At 45.8% G+C, this 17,200-nt stretch carries 14 protein-coding genes and 1 tRNA gene; 4 read left to right on the forward strand and 11 right to left on the reverse strand.

What is annotated here, in order from left to right:
• The first annotated feature begins 29 nt into the window (after positions 1-29).
• The 4 genes from J3999_RS04615 to J3999_RS04630 all read left to right on the forward strand — a co-directional run bounded on the left by J3999_RS04615 (position 30) and on the right by J3999_RS04630 (position 4,837).
• Positions 30-875 carry a DUF932 domain-containing protein gene (locus J3999_RS04615; RefSeq protein WP_208126794.1) on the forward strand — a complete coding sequence of 282 codons (846 nt, stop codon included), beginning with the start codon at positions 30-32 and terminating at the stop codon, positions 873-875.
• 304 nt (positions 876-1,179) lie between these two features.
• Positions 1,180-2,676 carry a DUF3987 domain-containing protein gene (locus J3999_RS04620; RefSeq protein WP_208126795.1) on the forward strand — a complete coding sequence of 499 codons (1,497 nt, stop codon included), beginning with the start codon at positions 1,180-1,182 and terminating at the stop codon, positions 2,674-2,676.
• Between the two features lie 42 nt (positions 2,677-2,718).
• Positions 2,719-2,943 (forward strand): AlpA family transcriptional regulator, encoded by a 225-nt coding sequence (locus tag J3999_RS04625; RefSeq protein ID WP_208126796.1) that lies wholly within the window; start codon positions 2,719-2,721, stop codon positions 2,941-2,943.
• A 187-nt stretch (positions 2,944-3,130) separates the two neighbouring features.
• Positions 3,131-4,837, forward strand: coding sequence for a hypothetical protein (locus tag J3999_RS04630; RefSeq protein WP_208126797.1), 1,707 nt, complete (start codon positions 3,131-3,133; stop codon positions 4,835-4,837).
• Between the two features lie 300 nt (positions 4,838-5,137).
• On the opposite strand, the gene J3999_RS04635 is transcribed toward J3999_RS04630, so the two are convergent.
• From J3999_RS04635 to cpaB, 11 genes are all read right to left on the reverse strand, one after another.
• Positions 5,138-6,070: a hypothetical protein gene (locus tag J3999_RS04635; protein ID WP_208126798.1), complete on the reverse strand. Its 933-nt coding sequence runs from the start codon at positions 6,068-6,070 to the stop codon at positions 5,138-5,140.
• A gap of 129 nt (positions 6,071-6,199) precedes the next feature.
• Positions 6,200-7,405 (reverse strand): tyrosine-type recombinase/integrase, encoded by a 1,206-nt coding sequence (locus J3999_RS04640; protein ID WP_243755323.1) that lies wholly within the window; start codon positions 7,403-7,405, stop codon positions 6,200-6,202.
• A 153-nt stretch (positions 7,406-7,558) separates the two neighbouring features.
• Positions 7,559-7,649: transfer RNA gene (locus J3999_RS04645), tRNA-Ser, on the reverse strand.
• A 99-nt stretch (positions 7,650-7,748) separates the two neighbouring features.
• On the reverse strand, positions 7,749-9,539 hold the full coding sequence (locus J3999_RS04650) for a hypothetical protein (RefSeq protein ID WP_208126800.1): 1,791 nt from the start codon (positions 9,537-9,539) through the stop codon (positions 7,749-7,751).
• A gap of 3 nt (positions 9,540-9,542) precedes the next feature.
• Complete coding sequence (locus J3999_RS04655) at positions 9,543-10,127, reverse strand: tetratricopeptide repeat protein (RefSeq protein ID WP_208126801.1); 585 nt, start codon at positions 10,125-10,127, stop codon at positions 9,543-9,545.
• Between the two features lie 50 nt (positions 10,128-10,177).
• The gene (locus J3999_RS04660; protein WP_243755313.1) at positions 10,178-11,080 is read right to left on the reverse strand and encodes a type II secretion system F family protein; all 903 of its coding nucleotides are present in this window, start codon (positions 11,078-11,080) and stop codon (positions 10,178-10,180) included.
• Positions 11,080-12,021: a type II secretion system F family protein gene (locus J3999_RS04665; RefSeq protein ID WP_208126802.1), complete on the reverse strand. Its 942-nt coding sequence runs from the start codon at positions 12,019-12,021 to the stop codon at positions 11,080-11,082. Before J3999_RS04665 ends, J3999_RS04660 begins: the two co-directional genes overlap by 1 nt.
• Positions 12,022-13,419 carry a CpaF family protein gene (locus J3999_RS04670; protein ID WP_208126803.1) on the reverse strand — a complete coding sequence of 466 codons (1,398 nt, stop codon included), beginning with the start codon at positions 13,417-13,419 and terminating at the stop codon, positions 12,022-12,024.
• Positions 13,420-13,443: 24 nt separating this feature from the next.
• Positions 13,444-14,706: an AAA family ATPase gene (locus J3999_RS04675; protein WP_208126804.1), complete on the reverse strand. Its 1,263-nt coding sequence runs from the start codon at positions 14,704-14,706 to the stop codon at positions 13,444-13,446.
• Positions 14,706-16,265: a type II and III secretion system protein family protein gene (locus J3999_RS04680; protein WP_243755314.1), complete on the reverse strand. Its 1,560-nt coding sequence runs from the start codon at positions 16,263-16,265 to the stop codon at positions 14,706-14,708. Before J3999_RS04680 ends, J3999_RS04675 begins: the two co-directional genes overlap by 1 nt.
• Positions 16,262-17,158, reverse strand: coding sequence for a Flp pilus assembly protein CpaB (gene cpaB, locus J3999_RS04685; protein ID WP_208126805.1), 897 nt, complete (start codon positions 17,156-17,158; stop codon positions 16,262-16,264). The genes J3999_RS04680 and cpaB overlap by 4 nt, the downstream gene beginning before the upstream one ends.
• Positions 17,159-17,200 lie beyond the last annotated feature (42 nt).

The raw sequence follows: 17,200 nt of genomic DNA on the forward strand, positions 1-17,200 counted from the left end.
AACTTTACGACCATTTAAGGAGAACCCAAATGGCAATGAATATTCTTACCCCAGAAAAACTCTACAAAGCCGCACCGGCGATCTTTGCAGAGGCACCTGATCAAGCCGTGTCCGATCGTTATGGTTTTGTGCCCACGATTGAAGTGGTCAATGCCCTACAAGAAGAAGGCTGGTATCCGGTTCGTGCACTTCAAACTAGAGTGCGTGACCCAAAACGTCAGGAGCTGGCACGTCACATGGTGCGCTTTAGACAAGACCCGGATCGCCAAATTAATGTCGGCGATTCGATTGCCGAGTTGGTGCTGACCAATTCACATGATCGTAGCTCAGCCTATCAATTGGATTTAGGGCTATTCCGACTGACCTGTTCGAATGGTCTAGTCACACCGGCTGGTGACTTGGGTGGCATTCGCGTCAAACACGGCAAGCAAATCGTGGAGAACATTATTGAAGGTTCGCTGAATCTCGCCAATGAAATCCCACATATCTCGGAACAGGTCGATCACTTACGTTCAACCTTGTTATCACGAGAGGAAGCGGAGTTGTTTGCACGTGCTGCACTGCATATCCGTTATGGCAATGAATGGCCAGAACAAAGCCCGATACGTTCGGTAGATTTACTGCAAGCCCGTCGCCGGGATGATCAGGAATCCAGTTTATGGAAGGTGTTTAACCGCGTTCAGGAAAACTTGATCAAGGGTGGGGTGCAAGGCCGTTCAGCGAATGGCCGTTATGTCACTACCCGAGCTATCAAGTCGGTATCGGAGGACGTGCGCCTGAATCGTGCGCTCTGGCAACTGACCAACGAGTTCCTGCATTTAAAAGACAAGGTCACGCCGATGCTGGCGTTGCCCTACTTTGGAGAACAACATTAAGAGCATAAGAACTGCCTAACATAGAAACCATGTTAGGCAGATCGTGTTTAAACCGTCAAACATGACTCAATTTCAGCTATTCGTAGCGGAAATCGCAGCAAAAGGTTCTTTTTCCATGAATTGACTCATCAAAAACACACCCAAAACCGCTAACATATTAAATCCCATAAATCAAATTTCAACTAAAAAAAATCCAGTTTTGAGTCGTGATTAAGTCCTTTTTGTTCAAGCGAACATAATTGATTCCGACGGCGAAACAGCGATTGTTTCGTTTTTAGAAATCAATTTTTTTGAGGTTTTAATTATGAATTACATTCAATCAGAACACTTTCCACTAACGCAAAATGGGAGCGTGTTCCCGTTTATTAAACGAACAGTGTTCAATGATGCGTGTTATGAAGTTGCTAACAATGACCATGTTCCTATTGAGATGGCCATACCCACCGCTTTGTCTTCGGCGGCAATCGCCTTTTCTCATGATGTTGAGGTGGAATATCCACTCGGTGATTTTGAACCATTAATTTTGTTTTTTGCTGTACTGGCCGGTTCCGGTACGGGCAAAACTCGCGCTCACAAAAGGTTCTTCAAGCCTATCAATAAATTCTTAAAACATATGTCCATTCTTCAGGGCGAATATGAAAAGGAATACCATGCCGAACTAATGTGCTGGCAGGACACACTGAACCAAATCAGAAAATACGTTCTTGATCCCGAATCGAAAAAAATTCAACTTTACCTGCATGAAACCAATAAACCAACCCCACCCTACAACTGGGATATGATTATTGAGGACAGCTCTCCACTTGGCGCTCTGGAAAAGGCACAGGGCATGAGATCAGTCGCGATTACCAGTGCAGAAGGTATGAATTTTTTTAACGCTAAAACACTGGACTCAATCGAAAAGTTTTGTGCTGCATGGAGCTATGAGCCTATTAAGGTCACTCGCAAAACGTACAGCCTTGAAGTGTCGGATACAGACATCCATATTTTTACACCAGTGCAACCTCAATCCTTCTTTAAGCTGCTTGAAAGCAAGGGAGATAAATTGCGTTCGTCGGGTTATTTTGCACGGACGTTATTCACCTTTATTGGTGAAAATAGAGGAGGCATCCATCAGGAAAACCACAAAAAACCTGAATTTCGTCATCTTGAACAGTTTGAAGCCAAGCTAACAGTGGGACTGGATCGCCTGAAACAAAACGTAGAAACGGGCCAATTAAAGAAACGACAGTTAAGGTTTTCTCCGCAGGCATTGCAGAAATGGTTTCAGGTACACAATGAAATTCAATTTCAGACCAATCCAAGCACGCCTAATGGAAGATTTCATGGATGTGCTGACCATGCCGCACGTCTAATGCAGAACATTACTCGCGTTGCTGGGGTTTTACATTGCGTAAATTCAGACTTACACGAAGATGAAATTGATCTTGATACACTGCAAGAATCGATCAATATGGTCGCTTATTTTTCAGACACCTATAGATGGTTATTTGTAAAACCACCGCAAGTAATTATGGACGCTCAACTTTTGGATGGGTGGTTGAATTTATACCGAAACAACCTTCCAAACTGTTTCATTCGGAAGAACTTCATATTGCAAAACGGTCCTAACTCCTTAAGAGGAAAGGATCGCCTTAACAATGCACTTTACATATTGCAGCAGAACAACCTGATAACGATGTTTTCTGAGGATAAAACGACGTGGATAAACCTTATTCCACATATGCAGCCGAGCATTTTGCCTGAAGCCTTAAAAGATTCGCCAAGAGCTCATCAGGTTCTTAGCCCATTAGAAAACTAATTTTTAAAGATAAAGCCAAATATTTTTAAACTGGAGAAATTTATGAACAGCCCAAAAATCACATTACTTACCCTACGCCAACTCATCGAACGCATAGGCCTTTCTAAAAGTGCGATTTACCGTCGCATGGATCCGAAAGAAAAGTTATATGACCCGACTTTTCCTCGCCCCGTAAAAATGGGAGAAACCACTTCTCGCTGGATAGAGTCAGAAGTTGACGACTGGCTTGAACACCTCATTTGTGAACAACGAGGGAATGCAGCTTAAAAGAACAAACGCCCCAATTTTGGGGCGTTTTTCGAAACTAGTATTAAAATATCACGGCCAATTTGCCCTCTCTAAAAAGGTGCGTAAATAGCCGTATTAGAATATTATTCAATTTGTATAATTTCGACATAAATTACGAAAATCAACCTTATACCAAAAACAGATTTTTTATTATCAGAGGCGATTCATGAAAAATTTTTTTAAAACAAAAGCAACAGACCAAGAAAATGCTCATGAAGAAGCAAGTACAAATGAACAAATAAACTCTCCTGAACACCCCGCTGCAAAAAAGACTAGCTTCTTGGGGGAGAAATTAACAGGCTTAACGGAAAGAGCACAGAATCTTGGTTCAGAAGGATTGGCAAAGTTAAATTCGCATACATCCCAGATATCGGAAACGTTAAACTGCAAACTTGAAGCAGGTAAAACTCAAATTAGCATTCATGCGGAATGTGTAAAACAAAAGTATTCAGAAATAGATTTTGGCACACTAACTGACATTGACTCATTATCAACCACCATTACTACTGCCACAAAAACAGCCTCTGACAATTTAAAAAGATACACCCTTGAAAAGCTTGAATACAATAAAGAAGTCGACGAAGTGCTTAATGAAATTGAGTCAAACGCATTGCAATCAGCAGATAACATGTCGGATATCTTTGATCGATGCAAAGAAGAAGCTGCAAAACAGGCAATTGCTGTATTTGCGCTTGGCACAAGCATTCAGCAGCATGATGACACCCTTTCAAGAAAATACCAGAATTTGTCTGAGGACTATGGCGAATTTTCCAACCGTATAAATCCAAGGCAACACGAAAACTTCAATAACATGAAAAAGATCAGAGCTGAAGCTCAAAACAACGGCAATTCCCTTGTTAATGGCTATAACAGCTCTGCCCCCCTTAATCCCCAACAAGCTGATATTGAACACGTTGTTTCAGCTCACGAATACTATAATTCTTTTTTGGCTAGAGCGGGCACAACTGATCAAGAGCTAATCAATGCAATTAACGACGAGAACAACCTTATATTTGCCGATAGCTCGGTGAACAGATCCAAAGGACAAACGCCATTAAAATCGTATTTAGAAACAAATGGCACCCCTGGTCCTGGAGAAAACGATATTACAATAGAGATCAATGGCAAAAGTTATATCGTTGATAAAAACGATACCGATGCTGTAGGTGCACTTGCAGAAGAACTCAAAAATCAGTTTCAAACTGATGCATTAATTCAGTTCGGGTTTGATGCAATTAAACCTGGATTTCATTTGGCAGCCAAACAGGTTATTGGTCACGTGGTATATGAAACCCATGATTTATTTTTTGATGAGTTTAGTGCAATTTACAACGGTAGCGTTGACATATCCGCTGAAAATTATTCATCTTTTGCTCAAGAAAGAGCAAAAGTATTCAGTGAAAAGCTTAATACAAGACTTACTGAACGTGGCGTATTGGAAAAGGCCAAAAAACTCGGTATGGAGGGTTTTTTAAGCGGAACACTAAGCACGATCCCGAACTTACTTTTATCCATGATTACCAAACTGCCCTCAATGGCGCTGACGATCATTAGAGAATGCACACTTTCTCTTGTTCGATCACTCAAGGTCTATCTGAGTGACTCAGAAAGTAAGCTCGATAAAATTAAATCAATTTTATTTGCATCTGTATCTGCAGTATTAGGAATCTATCTAACTCAACAAATTGCTATAGCTCTTTCTGCGATACCAGGCGTGAATGTTTTTACTTCTGAAATATCTAGCGTCGTTTCCTCGGTAATTGTTGTTTTTACATCACTAGTCGCAATCTACTATTTTGATAAACACAAGACCTCTATAATGGAGCGTTTTAAAAGAGCTGATAATCAAAACGGTAGCTTCGCACCTGCTTAATCATTGTTACATATATTAGGCAGCGATCAGATTGGCCTTTTCATATTTCTGATTTTTTTACCGTTTCACTTCACTTCACCAAGATGGCAATTATTTCAATAATGAACCCGCAGTAACAACACTGCGGATTACTAAGTCATTGGAGGTAATTATGTCTAAAGCAAACCAATCTGGTCGCCCATCATCCCATCCTGGAAATGGAGGAAATTGGCCAAGCACTACCGGAGGCATATCTGGCGGAGGTCGTGGCAACGCGCCATCGAAAGGTAAAGGCAAATAAACTAAGAGCCAGGAACAGAATCAATTCTGTTCTTGGCTCATATAATTCTTATAGTTCTGCACATAAAAGTGTGAATAATTCTTGAATACCATTGAATGCCCCTTGCCTGGTTTCCAAGATTTAACATCTGCGCCTTTATAAGGCTTTCGCATATAACGCAACATTCCTTGCAAACCGATTGCAATATATAACCTTAGTATTTCGCTCAAAACTTCTTGCTTGCTAGCATCCCCCATAAAACCTTTTATCCACGAAATTGTGTCATCCGAAGTTAATGTTTCTATTCTGGGAAGATGTTTTCCAGATAACCACGTTTTCAACCTTGTTGTTCGATTAGCTGCCTCAGTTCCAAATAAACTTGGCATTTTTTCAGCCAATTTATCTATTGATGTAACGCCATATTTAGCTTGCCAGTACAAGGCTAACTTTTTCAGCGGCCAAACCACCTGTCCATCCTTAAAGTCAGGCACAAATTGATCTACAACTGACTCATCTGTAATCTTAAGCCCGAAGGCATCTTTTAGTGAAATTTCATGTGCTGCAATAATATGCAAGAGCATGGAAAGACTTCCAAATGAAGCAAAGCGATCAACCTCTTCAATAAATGGAATGCGACATTCGCCATAAGGAAGAATTGCAAAATCAAAGGCGTACTTAGAAGCCCAAAAACACCGATGTTGCAGCTCAACCCCTTGCTGCTCTACACACTTAGATAAAAGATTCGATTCTTCTGCTAATAACCTTTCAATTTCAAGAAGGAAATAATCTCTTGGAGATTTTTGCCTAAAATCAAGTAGTAAAGATTTCCAAATAATGTGAATAAAGAAACCTTTTTCTGGCAACCCGCCATCATACGCACTACCAATATCGGGTAATGCCAGCCTATTCCTCATAGTCGAAGAGATATTCCCTTTAATAAACTCCCTAAACGTTTTTTCAGAAAATGGTTCCATTCCACTTGCCTTGGCTGCAGTTAGATGTGATTCATATGTGAATACATTAGGGAAACCCAAAACCTTAAAAACAATATTTGGATGTATAAAAAAAGTATGCAAAGCCGTCATTGCCTAAAGAATTTACTATTACTTTATGGAAATTAAATATTCAGACCACGCTGCCATCATTTCTCTTCTGAGATCGAGATATTCAGCCTTATTATAAGTCCCACGAATCTTGTTGCGCTCCTCATGCGACAACTGCTTTTCAATCGCATCAGGCGACCAGCCCTGCTCGTTAAGCAGTGTACTGGCGGTATGCCTAAAACCATGAGTCGTCAACACATCCGAACCAATATCAATTGATCTGAGAGCAACACGCAAGCTATCCGGCGTAATTGGCCGTGTCTTTGATTTCTGACTCGGAAAAACAAACGGGCTATCCGTTCTGACTTCGAGGCACTGCTTTAGAAGAGCTTCAACATAGTTACTCATAGGCACCAAATGCTCACGCTTCATTTTCATTCTTGATGCTTCAATACGAATCAGCTTTTGTGCAAAATCGACGTTTTCCCATTTAATTGAAACCAATTCGCTAGGCCGCAAAAAGACATGCGGTGCCATTTTGAGCGCCATTCTGACGGCAAAACCACCGTTGTAGCTCTCGATTTTTTTGAGAATACTGGCTAACTCTTCATGGGAAGTTATATGCGCAAATGGCTTAACCACCTCTTTTTTGAAAACATCCTGCGGTAAATCACGGGTTGGATCAAATGGACAGGCCCCCATCCCCACCGAATAACGAAATACCCGACTGGCATAGCCACGCACTTTTTTGAGCATATTGAGCGTACCTCTGGCCTCAATGCGTTTGAAGACCTCCAGCATATCCATAGCCGTGATTTTTGAAATATCACGCGCCTCAAGAAATGGCAGCAAATGATTTTGGCAACGCTCATTCAGGTCATTGGCATAATTCTCAGTCCACGATTCAACGTTGTGTTCGTACCACTCTCGATACATCATCCCAAACGTCTTGATGACAACTTCCTGCGCCACCTGTTCAGGTTGACGCCTTGGATCAACACCGGACTTTAACTGCTCTTTGAGTTCATCACGAATTCGGCGTGCATCCGCTAGTGAAACCTGCGGATAATTTCCAATCGCCAGCATTGTCGCCTTGCCGTCTATGCGGCAACGGTAACGCCACGACTTCACACCATTAGGCTTGACCTCTAGCACCAAACCATGGGAATCCGTTTCACGATACAACTTGTCTTTAGGCTTAAGATTTTTGATTTGTGTATTGTTCAGCACCTTGTACTCACTTTTGTTGTACTCACACAGATACATACTCACTTTTATACTCACAAAAAAGCGGCAAGTAAAGAAATAGATCGGTTTAAGACGGGAAGACTTGTGAAGGTGAGAACAGGCTTAAAGCCTTTATTTACGCGGAATTTGGGCATAAAAAAACCCGTCTGGGACGGGTTCTTTTTTCAAATATGGCGGAGAGCGGGGGATTCGAACCCCCGATAGGCGATTAACCTATACTCACTTTCCAGGCGAGCTCCTTCAACCACTCAGACAGCTCTCCGAACAGGGGCTGAATTATACTCAGGTTCATATACCGTGTCCAGCCCGAGATTCGATTAGTTTTTAAAAAATCCCGTCACGTTTTACGGACGTAATCAACTCAGTTGATTTCCTGCCACCCCGGCTCACCAACACCCCAATTATCGGTTGGGGAATAGCGGAAATAATGCATTTCGCAATTCAAACTCTCGACTCCCGCTGAAAAATCTTCTACCGGGCCAAGAAGGAAAATACCTAAACGATCAACCAGACTGGGCGGTTCAACTCTCGGCAAACCACTCTCGTCATCGGCCAATAAATAATTACAGCTCTGGTAGGATCCGTTATTACCGTTATACAGACAACGCTGCGGAGCCACATTAGTCGAGTCCGTACCATAGATACAACTTCCGGAACGACCGATATAAAGAGGATCATGAACAAGTACATTTGGATCCAGCAAGTCATCTAACACCGCTTCCAATCCGTCGGAGGAAAGGCCAAGACCGCCAAGCAATCCGTCAAGTAAGGCTGCCAACGGGTTTAGCAAAGGACCAAGCAGCTGAAACAGAGGATCTGTCAGCGTATTAAGCAGCGCCCCAACTTGCGGCAGCAAACTGTCGCAGGGTGCCGCCAATGCATCGTTGGTCAGACCCAAGAGATCGGTTAAACCGCCTAAGAGTGAAACATCGACATTGGCCGTCAAAAGCGAACAACGGTAATTCTCACCATTATTGTCCAGATCGGTGGCCTTTTGATTGGTTGCATCCAGGTTTTCAGAAAAGACCGAACCGGAGCCGGTTTCAGGATTGAGGAGCACCAGCAACTCATCCACCGTAGTCAAAAGTCCGGCTTCATTCGACAGCGTATCCGCGCCATCATAGATAAAAATTGGCAGCTGCCCGACACTTCTTAAATAATCTTCTCTGGAGTAATTACTTTCCGCCAGCAAATTACCGATCAGGCCATTATCCTCTTCGGTCGGGGGAATGGCGATCATCCCCTGACGCTGATCAAGGTCAATATAAGGGTACTTACTTTCGTCCGCTCTGGATGGATGAGTGGCGGTAAAGCCGTATTCACAATAATTTTTGCGCGCTTCGGAGTTCGGAACCGCTATCGCCGATGCGATCGCATCGGCTTCCGCCTCGGTCAGCGAGTGCTCAGGAAAAACTCCGCCCCCCAACAAACCGCCCAGCAAGCCTTTTACCAGCCCCGGAGGTTCGTTCGGGTACAGCCCGTCGAGAATATCCGCCTTGGTTAGCACTCCGCCGACACAAGTTTCGTAACGCACATCGCAGTAACACTGTTTATCACTCGGCAAGGCGCCGTAAAGCGCACGACCCTGCGGCGTATAAACGCCCATAAAGTTATCGTTGGTCCATAGCTGAACGGCGACGGCATTGAACTTCGGTAAACTGTCGACATCGGTGCCGCCGCTGTCGATCATTTCTTGCAGAGCAAGGCGCGGATTACTTTTGTAGGCGCTGAAACCCACGCTCTCGGCATAATCCGGATTTTCTTCTCCCAGCGCGTAAAAATGCCCGTCAGAGGCAAAATTTCCGAAAGTTATCTCTTTATTCAAGCTTTCGACATCAACGCCATCCAACCCGTCAGAGGAGGCGTCATAACCGGCTTGCGCCAGTACGGCATTACTCATCACCTCGGAAGCGGCCAAAGACATACCGCCGGATTCAAGGCCTTTTTTGGTTAGAGCCATTTCCGAACGCAGAGCAACTTCGGCGACACTTCGTGCGTAGTTATCCAACTCGTGATCAATGATCTTGAGTTTGCTGTACTGCATCACCAGCTCAAAGGCAAACAGGGCGGCAACAATGCCCCCTACCCCCATCAGAGTTATCACGCCTTTTTGTCTGTGCAACCCGAACTTGTTTGGTAATTCCTTGCGCATAGACTACTTCTCCGTCAAAGCATCGACTAAAATCAGATTATTCAATGCTTTACTGTTTAAAGGATCGAGTTGTAAAGCCTGATTGAAATAAGACTTGGCGCTTGCAAAGTCTTTTTGCAACAGTCGGCTAAAGCCCAGATTATTCAGTGCACTGACACGACGAACCAAAGAATCGCTTTGCAGCCACTGCTGATAAATCGCTTCGGCCAAGGCAAACTGGTCTTCGGCAAGAGCCATACGGGCATATTCACTTTCATCCTCAATCGAATGGTTCGGCATTTGAATGATCTGTCTCCAGGCTAAAAGCGCCAGATGACGCTTTTCCTGACCTTCGTATACCTTGGCGAGCATCCGGTACACTTCAATATCCTGATGATTGATTTTACGAAGCTTTTGTAACAGGCCTTCCGCCCGATCGTATCGGCGCTCTTTAATTTCCATAACGGCCAAATCCAGCATCAGCTCATATTCGGCCTTTTCATCCAGCGAAGTCACCAAAGGCTCGGAAGAGTCTTTATAACTCGGAAAAGAGGCGCTTCCCGGCTTATTCGAAACCGTAGTACAACCCGAAACGGATATCGTCAGCACCCAGAACAGAGCTATAGTGCGAAAAAACCGGAAATTAAACGATCGCAAATTTAAAACCCTCTCCCCAGCATCACCAGCTTTTCTCCCAGTAACAAAACAACATATGGGAATAACATAAAAGGCAGTATGACAATCGCCATTTTCGCCGACGTTTTAGCCGCCTTCTCTTCCATCAGGTTTTCCCTATCCTGATACATACTGCGCGAAAAATTGGTCAAAGCTTCGCTAATAGAACTTCCCAGTTTCTCATTCTGAATCAACACTTGCACCAGATTCTGGATATCGCGCGTCGGATTGCGATAAGCAAACTGCTCCAGAGCTTCGACGCGAGGCACCCCGATTTGAATCTGTTCAACCAGATACTCGAATTCAAAACAGATCTCGGGTGAAAGATTCTGCAATTCCTTGGTTACGCGTCGAATCGCCACCAGATAACTAAGACCCGCATTCATACAGATAGTGATCATATCGATATAATCCGGCAGCTGATTATTAATCTTCTCCAAGCGCTTCTCACCCAGTCTGACCAGAACTCTTTCCGGCAGAAACATCGTAACCAATGGTAAAGCAATCATCAAAAGCGGCGAGGTACCATTGAATACCCACGAAACAAAGCCGAGAAAAAACGCGAGAAAAATCAGTACGAACTTAATGAAGAAATAGGCTCCGATATGCCACTCTTCACGGAAACCGGCTCCGACCAGCTGAGTCTGCAAAATCTGCAACTGCTTCGGATTTTTACTTCCCAGTGCGCGCCCGATCCGACACCACCAGCAGTCGTAAGGCTCACCAAAATTCTGGGTAAAGTCAATTCCCAAACCGACTCGCTTGCGGAAGCGGTCTTTCTTCTCTTGCAAACGGTGCTTCTCTTTGAAGACTTGCGCCAAAGAAAAAAACATCACCAGCATCAAAACAGTGACAAAAGCCAGCGTAATTCCGATCGAGAGCGCCATTAAAAACGAATCCTTAACATGTTTCTCAATATCACCGCTCCGAGCAGGATCAGAAATACCGATAAGCTCAATAACTTGATCCCCGTCGGATCATGCAAAAAGAAATGCATGGCCGGATAGTCGAAAATCAGCTTATAACCAAGGTATGCCAACGGCATACCGCCGATAAACCAGGCGGTAAACCGGGACTCGGCAGTTAAGGTGCGCAGCTTGGCCTGGAAGTTTTCCCTTCTACGCATCAGACGGGAAAGCTCTTTTAAAATGGACGTTAACTGGCCGCCGCTCTCCCGCTGAAGAATCAGCGTAATCGCAAAATAACTTGCTTCCGGAAGGCTGACACGACTCTGAAATTCCCGCAACAACTCGCGCAGGCTGATACCGAGTTTAAGCTGTTTATGTATTTCGGCAATCTCTTCTGCCAAAGGCCCTTTGGAATCTTCGGCAATATTCTGCAAGGCGCCGTCAATACCGAATCCAGCCTGTAGCGAACGTACGATGGAATCCAGCATCTCCGGAAAATCTTTACGCAGTTGCGCCTGACGCTGCGAAGCCTTAATAATCAAATATAAGGTCGGCAGCATCGGCAACAGCAGCGCAAGCAATAGAATATTGGTGCTGAGATGAAGCAGGTTTACCGCAATCAGCAGTAAGGACGTGGCGATTAACAACCCCTGAATCAGAAGGATACGAATAATCTCGTTACGCTCGACAATCCCCGCCTGTTTAAACTTAACGACAAAAAACTGGAACCAGCCACGATCGCCCTGCGACAGCAGCAACTCCTCGAAACTTAGTTTCTTTTCTTCCGCCACACCGATGCGCAGCATCAGTTTACGAACCTTCAACTCCGATTCGATCTGATGTTTTTTGCGAAACCCCCAGAAGGCAAATACGATTGGTATCAGCACCAGGGTCGCCAACAACAGCGTAATCCAATCCATCTAGTTCACATCCTGACTGAAAGTAAACAGTGAAGCCGGTAACTTCATGCCGCTGGCTGAAAATTTTGCCGAGCTGCTCGGACGTATCCCGGTCGCTTTGAATCGACCGCGCACCCGTCCGGTAATTTCGTCAAACTGACTTTCAAAAGTAAACAGTTCCTGCAATACAACGTTCTCCTCTTCGACCCCGGTTACTTCGGTAATCGATTCGACACGACGTCGTCCATCCTTGCCGCGGCTGACAAAAATAATCAGATCAATGGCACTGGCGATTTGCTTGCGGATAGAAGTGGCAGGAATATCGACACCACTCAGGTTAATCATCAATTCGAGTCGGGCGATACAATCCCGGGGCGAGTTGGCATGCAGCGTCGCCAGAGAACCTTCATGCCCGGTATTCATCGCCTGAAGCATATCCAAAACTTCCGCGCCGCGAACCTCCCCCAGTACAATCCGGTCCGGACGCATTCGCAGAGCGTTTTTCAACAGTTCGCGCTGAGTCACTTCTCCGATACCTTCCGCATTCGGCGGGCGGGTTTCCAGACGAACCACATGCGCCTGCTGCATTCTCAATTCGGCACTGTCTTCGATAGTGACGGTTCGCTCATATTCGGGAATCAGACCGGACAGCATATTCAAGGTAGTCGTTTTACCAGAACCGGTACCGCCGCAGACGATAATATTCAGACCGGAACGAACACTCATTTCCAGAAACTGATACATCTGTTCGGTCATGGTGCCCAGCGAGATCATGTCCTTGGCACGTAAATGCTGATCGGGAAAGCGACGGATCGAGACGCAGATACCGTCGACCGCCAGTGGCGGAATGATAATATTGATACGCGAGCCATCCGGCAAACGCGCGTCGACAAGCGGAGAGGATTCGTCAACACGACGTCCGGTAAGATAGAGCATACGATCGATCTTATTACGCAGGTGCTCTTCGCTGATAAAAGCGATATCAGTCAGTTCAAGTTTACCGGCGCGCTCGACGTAAATCTGATCATAACCGTTCACCAGAATATCGGAAACGGTCGGATCGGCCATTAAAGGTTCGATCGGCCCCAAACCGTAGATCTCGTCCAACAACTCGACGCCGAGCTGGCGAACTTCCAGTTCCGAAAGCGGGTAGCGCATCTCATGCGCCACTTCCCTGACCAGGGTTTCCAGCCGCGGGCGCAACTCCTGACGGGTTTCGTTACTTTCCGCCTTATAAAAAGCTTCGTCGTCCGCAGCTTTTTTCTGACAGCGTTTTTTGATTTCAACAAAAGTCGAGTTCTTTGCGATCTCTTGTGACTTTACACCTTTAGGAGCAGGTTCCAAGGGACGCTCGGAGACAGAATCCTTGTGTCCCGTGCGATTCTGCTCAACTTGTAGTAACCGCTCTTTAATCCCCATCTCTCATCCCGCTCGCGAACTTTGCTAATCTTTAGTTGAATTGTCTGCCTGTTTCGCATGTAAACCCGGCATCACTCGATCGAAAAAACGGTTTACCCGCTCGATCAGACTCGGCGTTTCCACCGCCTTATTGAAATCCGGCATCGTCAGCTCTTCCGGACGCACAATGCCGTTATGCAGCATATGCGCCAGACTGAACAGTTGGCGGTTCACTTCGGAATTCGGCTTGAAGCTGGCGATCAACTCACCTTCCTTTAGCGATTCGTTAAATCCGTGGTAATCGTTCGACACTCTCGTGACCGAATCGATTTCCAGTGCATCAATAACATCGTCAAGAATGGAATCGCTGGTCGGCGTACTACGGTTAATCACCAGTTTCAGAGACTCTCTGACATAACCCAGCTTTTGCGCCAGCTGGATAGCCGTATTCACCGCACGCAGAGAAGAAAGAGAAGGCTCGGCGACCAACACCACATTATCGGCTTCATCCAGACAACTTAAAGTGCTGTCCGACAAGTCCGTAGACAAGTCAATCACCACATGGTCAAAATACCGTCTTAAGGACTGAATAATCATTTTGATCAGATCCGAATTAAGCCCGTCAAGCTCACCGATATCCGCCGGTAAAGGCAGTAGATACAGCCCTGATTCATGTCGGCTTAAGGAGTTATACACAAGGTCTTCGTCAAAACGATTTATGTTGTACACAAAGTCGGTCAAGGTATAGAGCCGCTGATTCTCCATACTCAAATAAAGCACGGTGTCGCCCAGAGGCATATTCAAATCAACCAGCACCGTTCTTCCGCGCGTCAGATCGGCGATATGCGCGGCAACATTCGTCGCCAGCGCGGTTCGGCCAACCCCGCCTTTCAGACTGAAAAAAGTCGAAACGTTTCCGTTTTTCCCCAAACGACGACGATCCTGCATATGTAGGATGGAAAGGATGTTGAATACCTCATCCGGACATTCAATAAACCCCTGAACGCCCTGATGGCTCGCTTCAATCAAGAAGTCCGCATCCTTCTCCTTCAATAACGCATAGATCGACACGCCTTTGGCCAGTGTCAGAATCTGATTGATGCGCCCCAGAACGGTTTTGCTGTCACCGTCATATTCAATCAATACCAGACTGATGTCTTCCGGCCAGATATGCGGCACCTCAACCATCAGTTCGACGTTGTACTTGGAGCGGATGGAGATCGAAACCGCCTCCAGCAAGTCTCGATCCGAGCCTACATAGAGCGCTTGCTTGAGGTTGACTGTGCTGTTGTTCAATGTTGCGGTCATTATGGTTTCTCCAGTCCGATTTTGCTCGACAACGCAGGTATGGCGCTCTCGCCTTCGGGCAGCATTTCAACAATTTTCCCCATCCAGAAAGCCTCGCCATATGACGGCACTTTCATATTCTCCCCTGGCAGAGAAATCTCAGTGCCTTTTTCAATCGGCTCGACGAACGTCGGGGTGACGACTATGGCTAATTCCGTCTGATCTTTTTCATAGTTTGTCGAACGGAATAGCGCGCCTAAAATCGGAATATCGCCAAGGAAAGGGATTTTTGAAATCGAACTCTGGAAAGAATCCTGAATCAGACCGCCCACAATGAAACTCTGTCCCGGTTCCAGGGTCACCGTTGTTTTCGCGCGACGTGAGCGGAAGCCCGGCTGAACTAATCCGTTACTTTCAGAGCCGGCACTGTAATCGATATTGGAAATTTCCGGGGCCACGGTCATACGAATTTCGCCGGATTCCGTAATTACCGGGCTAAAGCGTAAGCGGACACCGAATTCTTTATAGCGCACGGTAATCGCATCTGCATTCTGGGAGACCGGAATCGGAACTTCTCCACCGACCAGGAACTCGGCCGTCTCCCCCGACTGCACGATCAGTTGCGGACGGGCCAGAACTCTTGCCAGACTATTCTCTTCCAGAGCCGTCAGGATACCGGAGAAATTGCTGTTACCGGATTGAACCGATACCTGGAAAGCCTCATTTAAAATCGGAGCAAGCGGTGTCGAGCCGGTAGCGGTTGTCGCCAAAACACTGCTGATCGTTTGCAACAGATCGTTACCGCGGGCAGCTTGATAGTTAAATACCGCGCCGCTCTGGAAAGGGTTTCCTTTAACAACTTCGGCAACCCGGACCTCAAGCTTGACCTCCTGTGGCCCGGAAATTTTAATCATATTGACCACACTGACACCCAGAGCGGAAATGACCGAATGGATACGTTTTTTCTGCGCCTGATTGACAACATCACCGGTCAACAGAACCATGAAATTCCCTGCCGTTGACGAAATACTGGAACTTCCGACACTCTGTTCGGATTGCAAAACTTCCTGATCCTGGCGCCCTGTATTGCGCAGATCGCTGTTACCGTCGATCTGATTCCCGATCTCGTCAACCTCTCGACGAAGGTTGTTGCTCGCATCGACCCAGATACTGCGAATTTCGTACTGGACAGTACCTTGCGGGTTCAGCTTGGCCAGCAACTCTTTTATGGTCTTGTCGATATTCGTCTGCTGCTGCGGGTTTTCCTTAACATCGACAACAAATTCATGCGCTTTCTTTGGCTGATTACGGAAGTTAATAAACAGTTTGGTCATACCCAGCGAGCGTCCGGTCAGCATCAACTCGTTCGCGCTGACAACCTTAAGGCTGGCCACATCAGGATTGGCAATCATCGCCCGTTTAATAGGCTGTTTGAAATTCAATAAACGGGATTCCGAATGACTTACGCTAAAACTTTCCGGCTGTTCCGCTAAAGCCGTCGGAGAATAAACAACGCTAGCAAAAGGAGTAACAAACAAGCCGGCCGACAGAATCGACGCTAAAAGTGTTTTTTTCATCATTGCACCGTCACCTCTTCAACCTCTCCGCCTTGCAGCAGCTCTACGGTATGTCGTTTATTTTTGGCAGGGTGCGCCACTTTTTTCTGTTTCATACTTTCAATAACCTGAACATTAACCCCGTCGCTGTCGGAGACATTGACATCCGCCTGATTGCGCAACAGCAAATGAACTGAACCGACACTCATCGCCAGAGCCAATTCTTCGGCCTGCTGAATATCGACATGCAGCGCAACCATGGATTTTTTAGCCAGCGTCTCATCCTGCTTGGTACCCGAATCTTCTACTTTCTGCATATCCGTTTTCGGCTTAAAGTGGCTGGCCTGACCAATCGAAAGAACTTCAATATTCTGCAATATGACTCGGCTGATCGTACGCTCGCCATTGGCGCTGGAGAAAACACTTACCACATCAACATGATCGCCGGGGGATAGAATCCCCATAAGACCGCTTTCGGGATTCACCGGAATACGCATCGCTCTCTTACCGGGCGCAACCAGTCCTTTAATTCCTTCAGACAAAACTTTTTCCGGCGCCAGCTTGTCCACAAACTTTCTGCCGGCAAGCCATTCACCCGCGTATAAATCCGTCTTAACGACCTGACCGACGACGTCTTCCGGTTTACTGTAGACACCTTTAAGTTTTATTCCTTCCTTGGCGATCATCAAAACCTGAACATCTTCTTTCTCGATTTTTTCCCCTCGGAACAGATCTCGACTGGCGACCAGAACCGGCGCAAGTTCAGGTTTTTCGACTATTTTGATGGTTTTTACGGGAAGATGTGCTTCGGCATCGGCAATGCGCTTTTCAATATAGGCGTAAACCAGCACGACGACAGCTATTGCTGAAATAAAGGCGATGGTATAGAGGATTAAATCGCTACGGGAGACTTTCATAGAGAACTCGTACTTTCTTTAGTCAAACCTTACAAGGTTCAT

The organism is Thiomicrorhabdus sp. 6S3-12 (genome assembly GCF_017571475.1).
Taxonomy (GTDB): domain Bacteria; phylum Pseudomonadota; class Gammaproteobacteria; order Thiomicrospirales; family Thiomicrospiraceae; genus Thiomicrorhabdus.

Excerpts from the sequence above, each read along its gene's own strand:
- J3999_RS04635 (WP_208126798.1), bottom strand. The coding sequence starts at position 6,070 with ATGGAACCATTTTCTGAAAAAACGTTTAGGGAGTTTATTAAAGGGAAT.
- cpaB (WP_208126805.1), bottom strand. The coding sequence starts at position 17,158 with ATGAAAGTCTCCCGTAGCGATTTAATCCTCTATACCATCGCCTTTATT.
- J3999_RS04670 (WP_208126803.1), bottom strand. The coding sequence starts at position 13,419 with ATGGGGATTAAAGAGCGGTTACTACAAGTTGAGCAGAATCGCACGGGA.
- J3999_RS04650 (WP_208126800.1), bottom strand. The coding sequence starts at position 9,539 with ATGCGCAAGGAATTACCAAACAAGTTCGGGTTGCACAGACAAAAAGGC.
- J3999_RS04615 (WP_208126794.1), top strand. The coding sequence starts at position 30 with ATGGCAATGAATATTCTTACCCCAGAAAAACTCTACAAAGCCGCACCG.
- J3999_RS04640 (WP_243755323.1), bottom strand. The coding sequence starts at position 7,405 with ATGTATCTGTGTGAGTACAACAAAAGTGAGTACAAGGTGCTGAACAAT.
- J3999_RS04675 (WP_208126804.1), bottom strand. The coding sequence starts at position 14,706 with ATGACCGCAACATTGAACAACAGCACAGTCAACCTCAAGCAAGCGCTC.
- J3999_RS04620 (WP_208126795.1), top strand. The coding sequence starts at position 1,180 with ATGAATTACATTCAATCAGAACACTTTCCACTAACGCAAAATGGGAGC.
- J3999_RS04625 (WP_208126796.1), top strand. The coding sequence starts at position 2,719 with ATGAACAGCCCAAAAATCACATTACTTACCCTACGCCAACTCATCGAA.
- J3999_RS04630 (WP_208126797.1), top strand. The coding sequence starts at position 3,131 with ATGAAAAATTTTTTTAAAACAAAAGCAACAGACCAAGAAAATGCTCAT.
- J3999_RS04680 (WP_243755314.1), bottom strand. The coding sequence starts at position 16,265 with ATGATGAAAAAAACACTTTTAGCGTCGATTCTGTCGGCCGGCTTGTTT.
- J3999_RS04660 (WP_243755313.1), bottom strand. The coding sequence starts at position 11,080 with ATGGCGCTCTCGATCGGAATTACGCTGGCTTTTGTCACTGTTTTGATG.
- J3999_RS04665 (WP_208126802.1), bottom strand. The coding sequence starts at position 12,021 with ATGGATTGGATTACGCTGTTGTTGGCGACCCTGGTGCTGATACCAATC.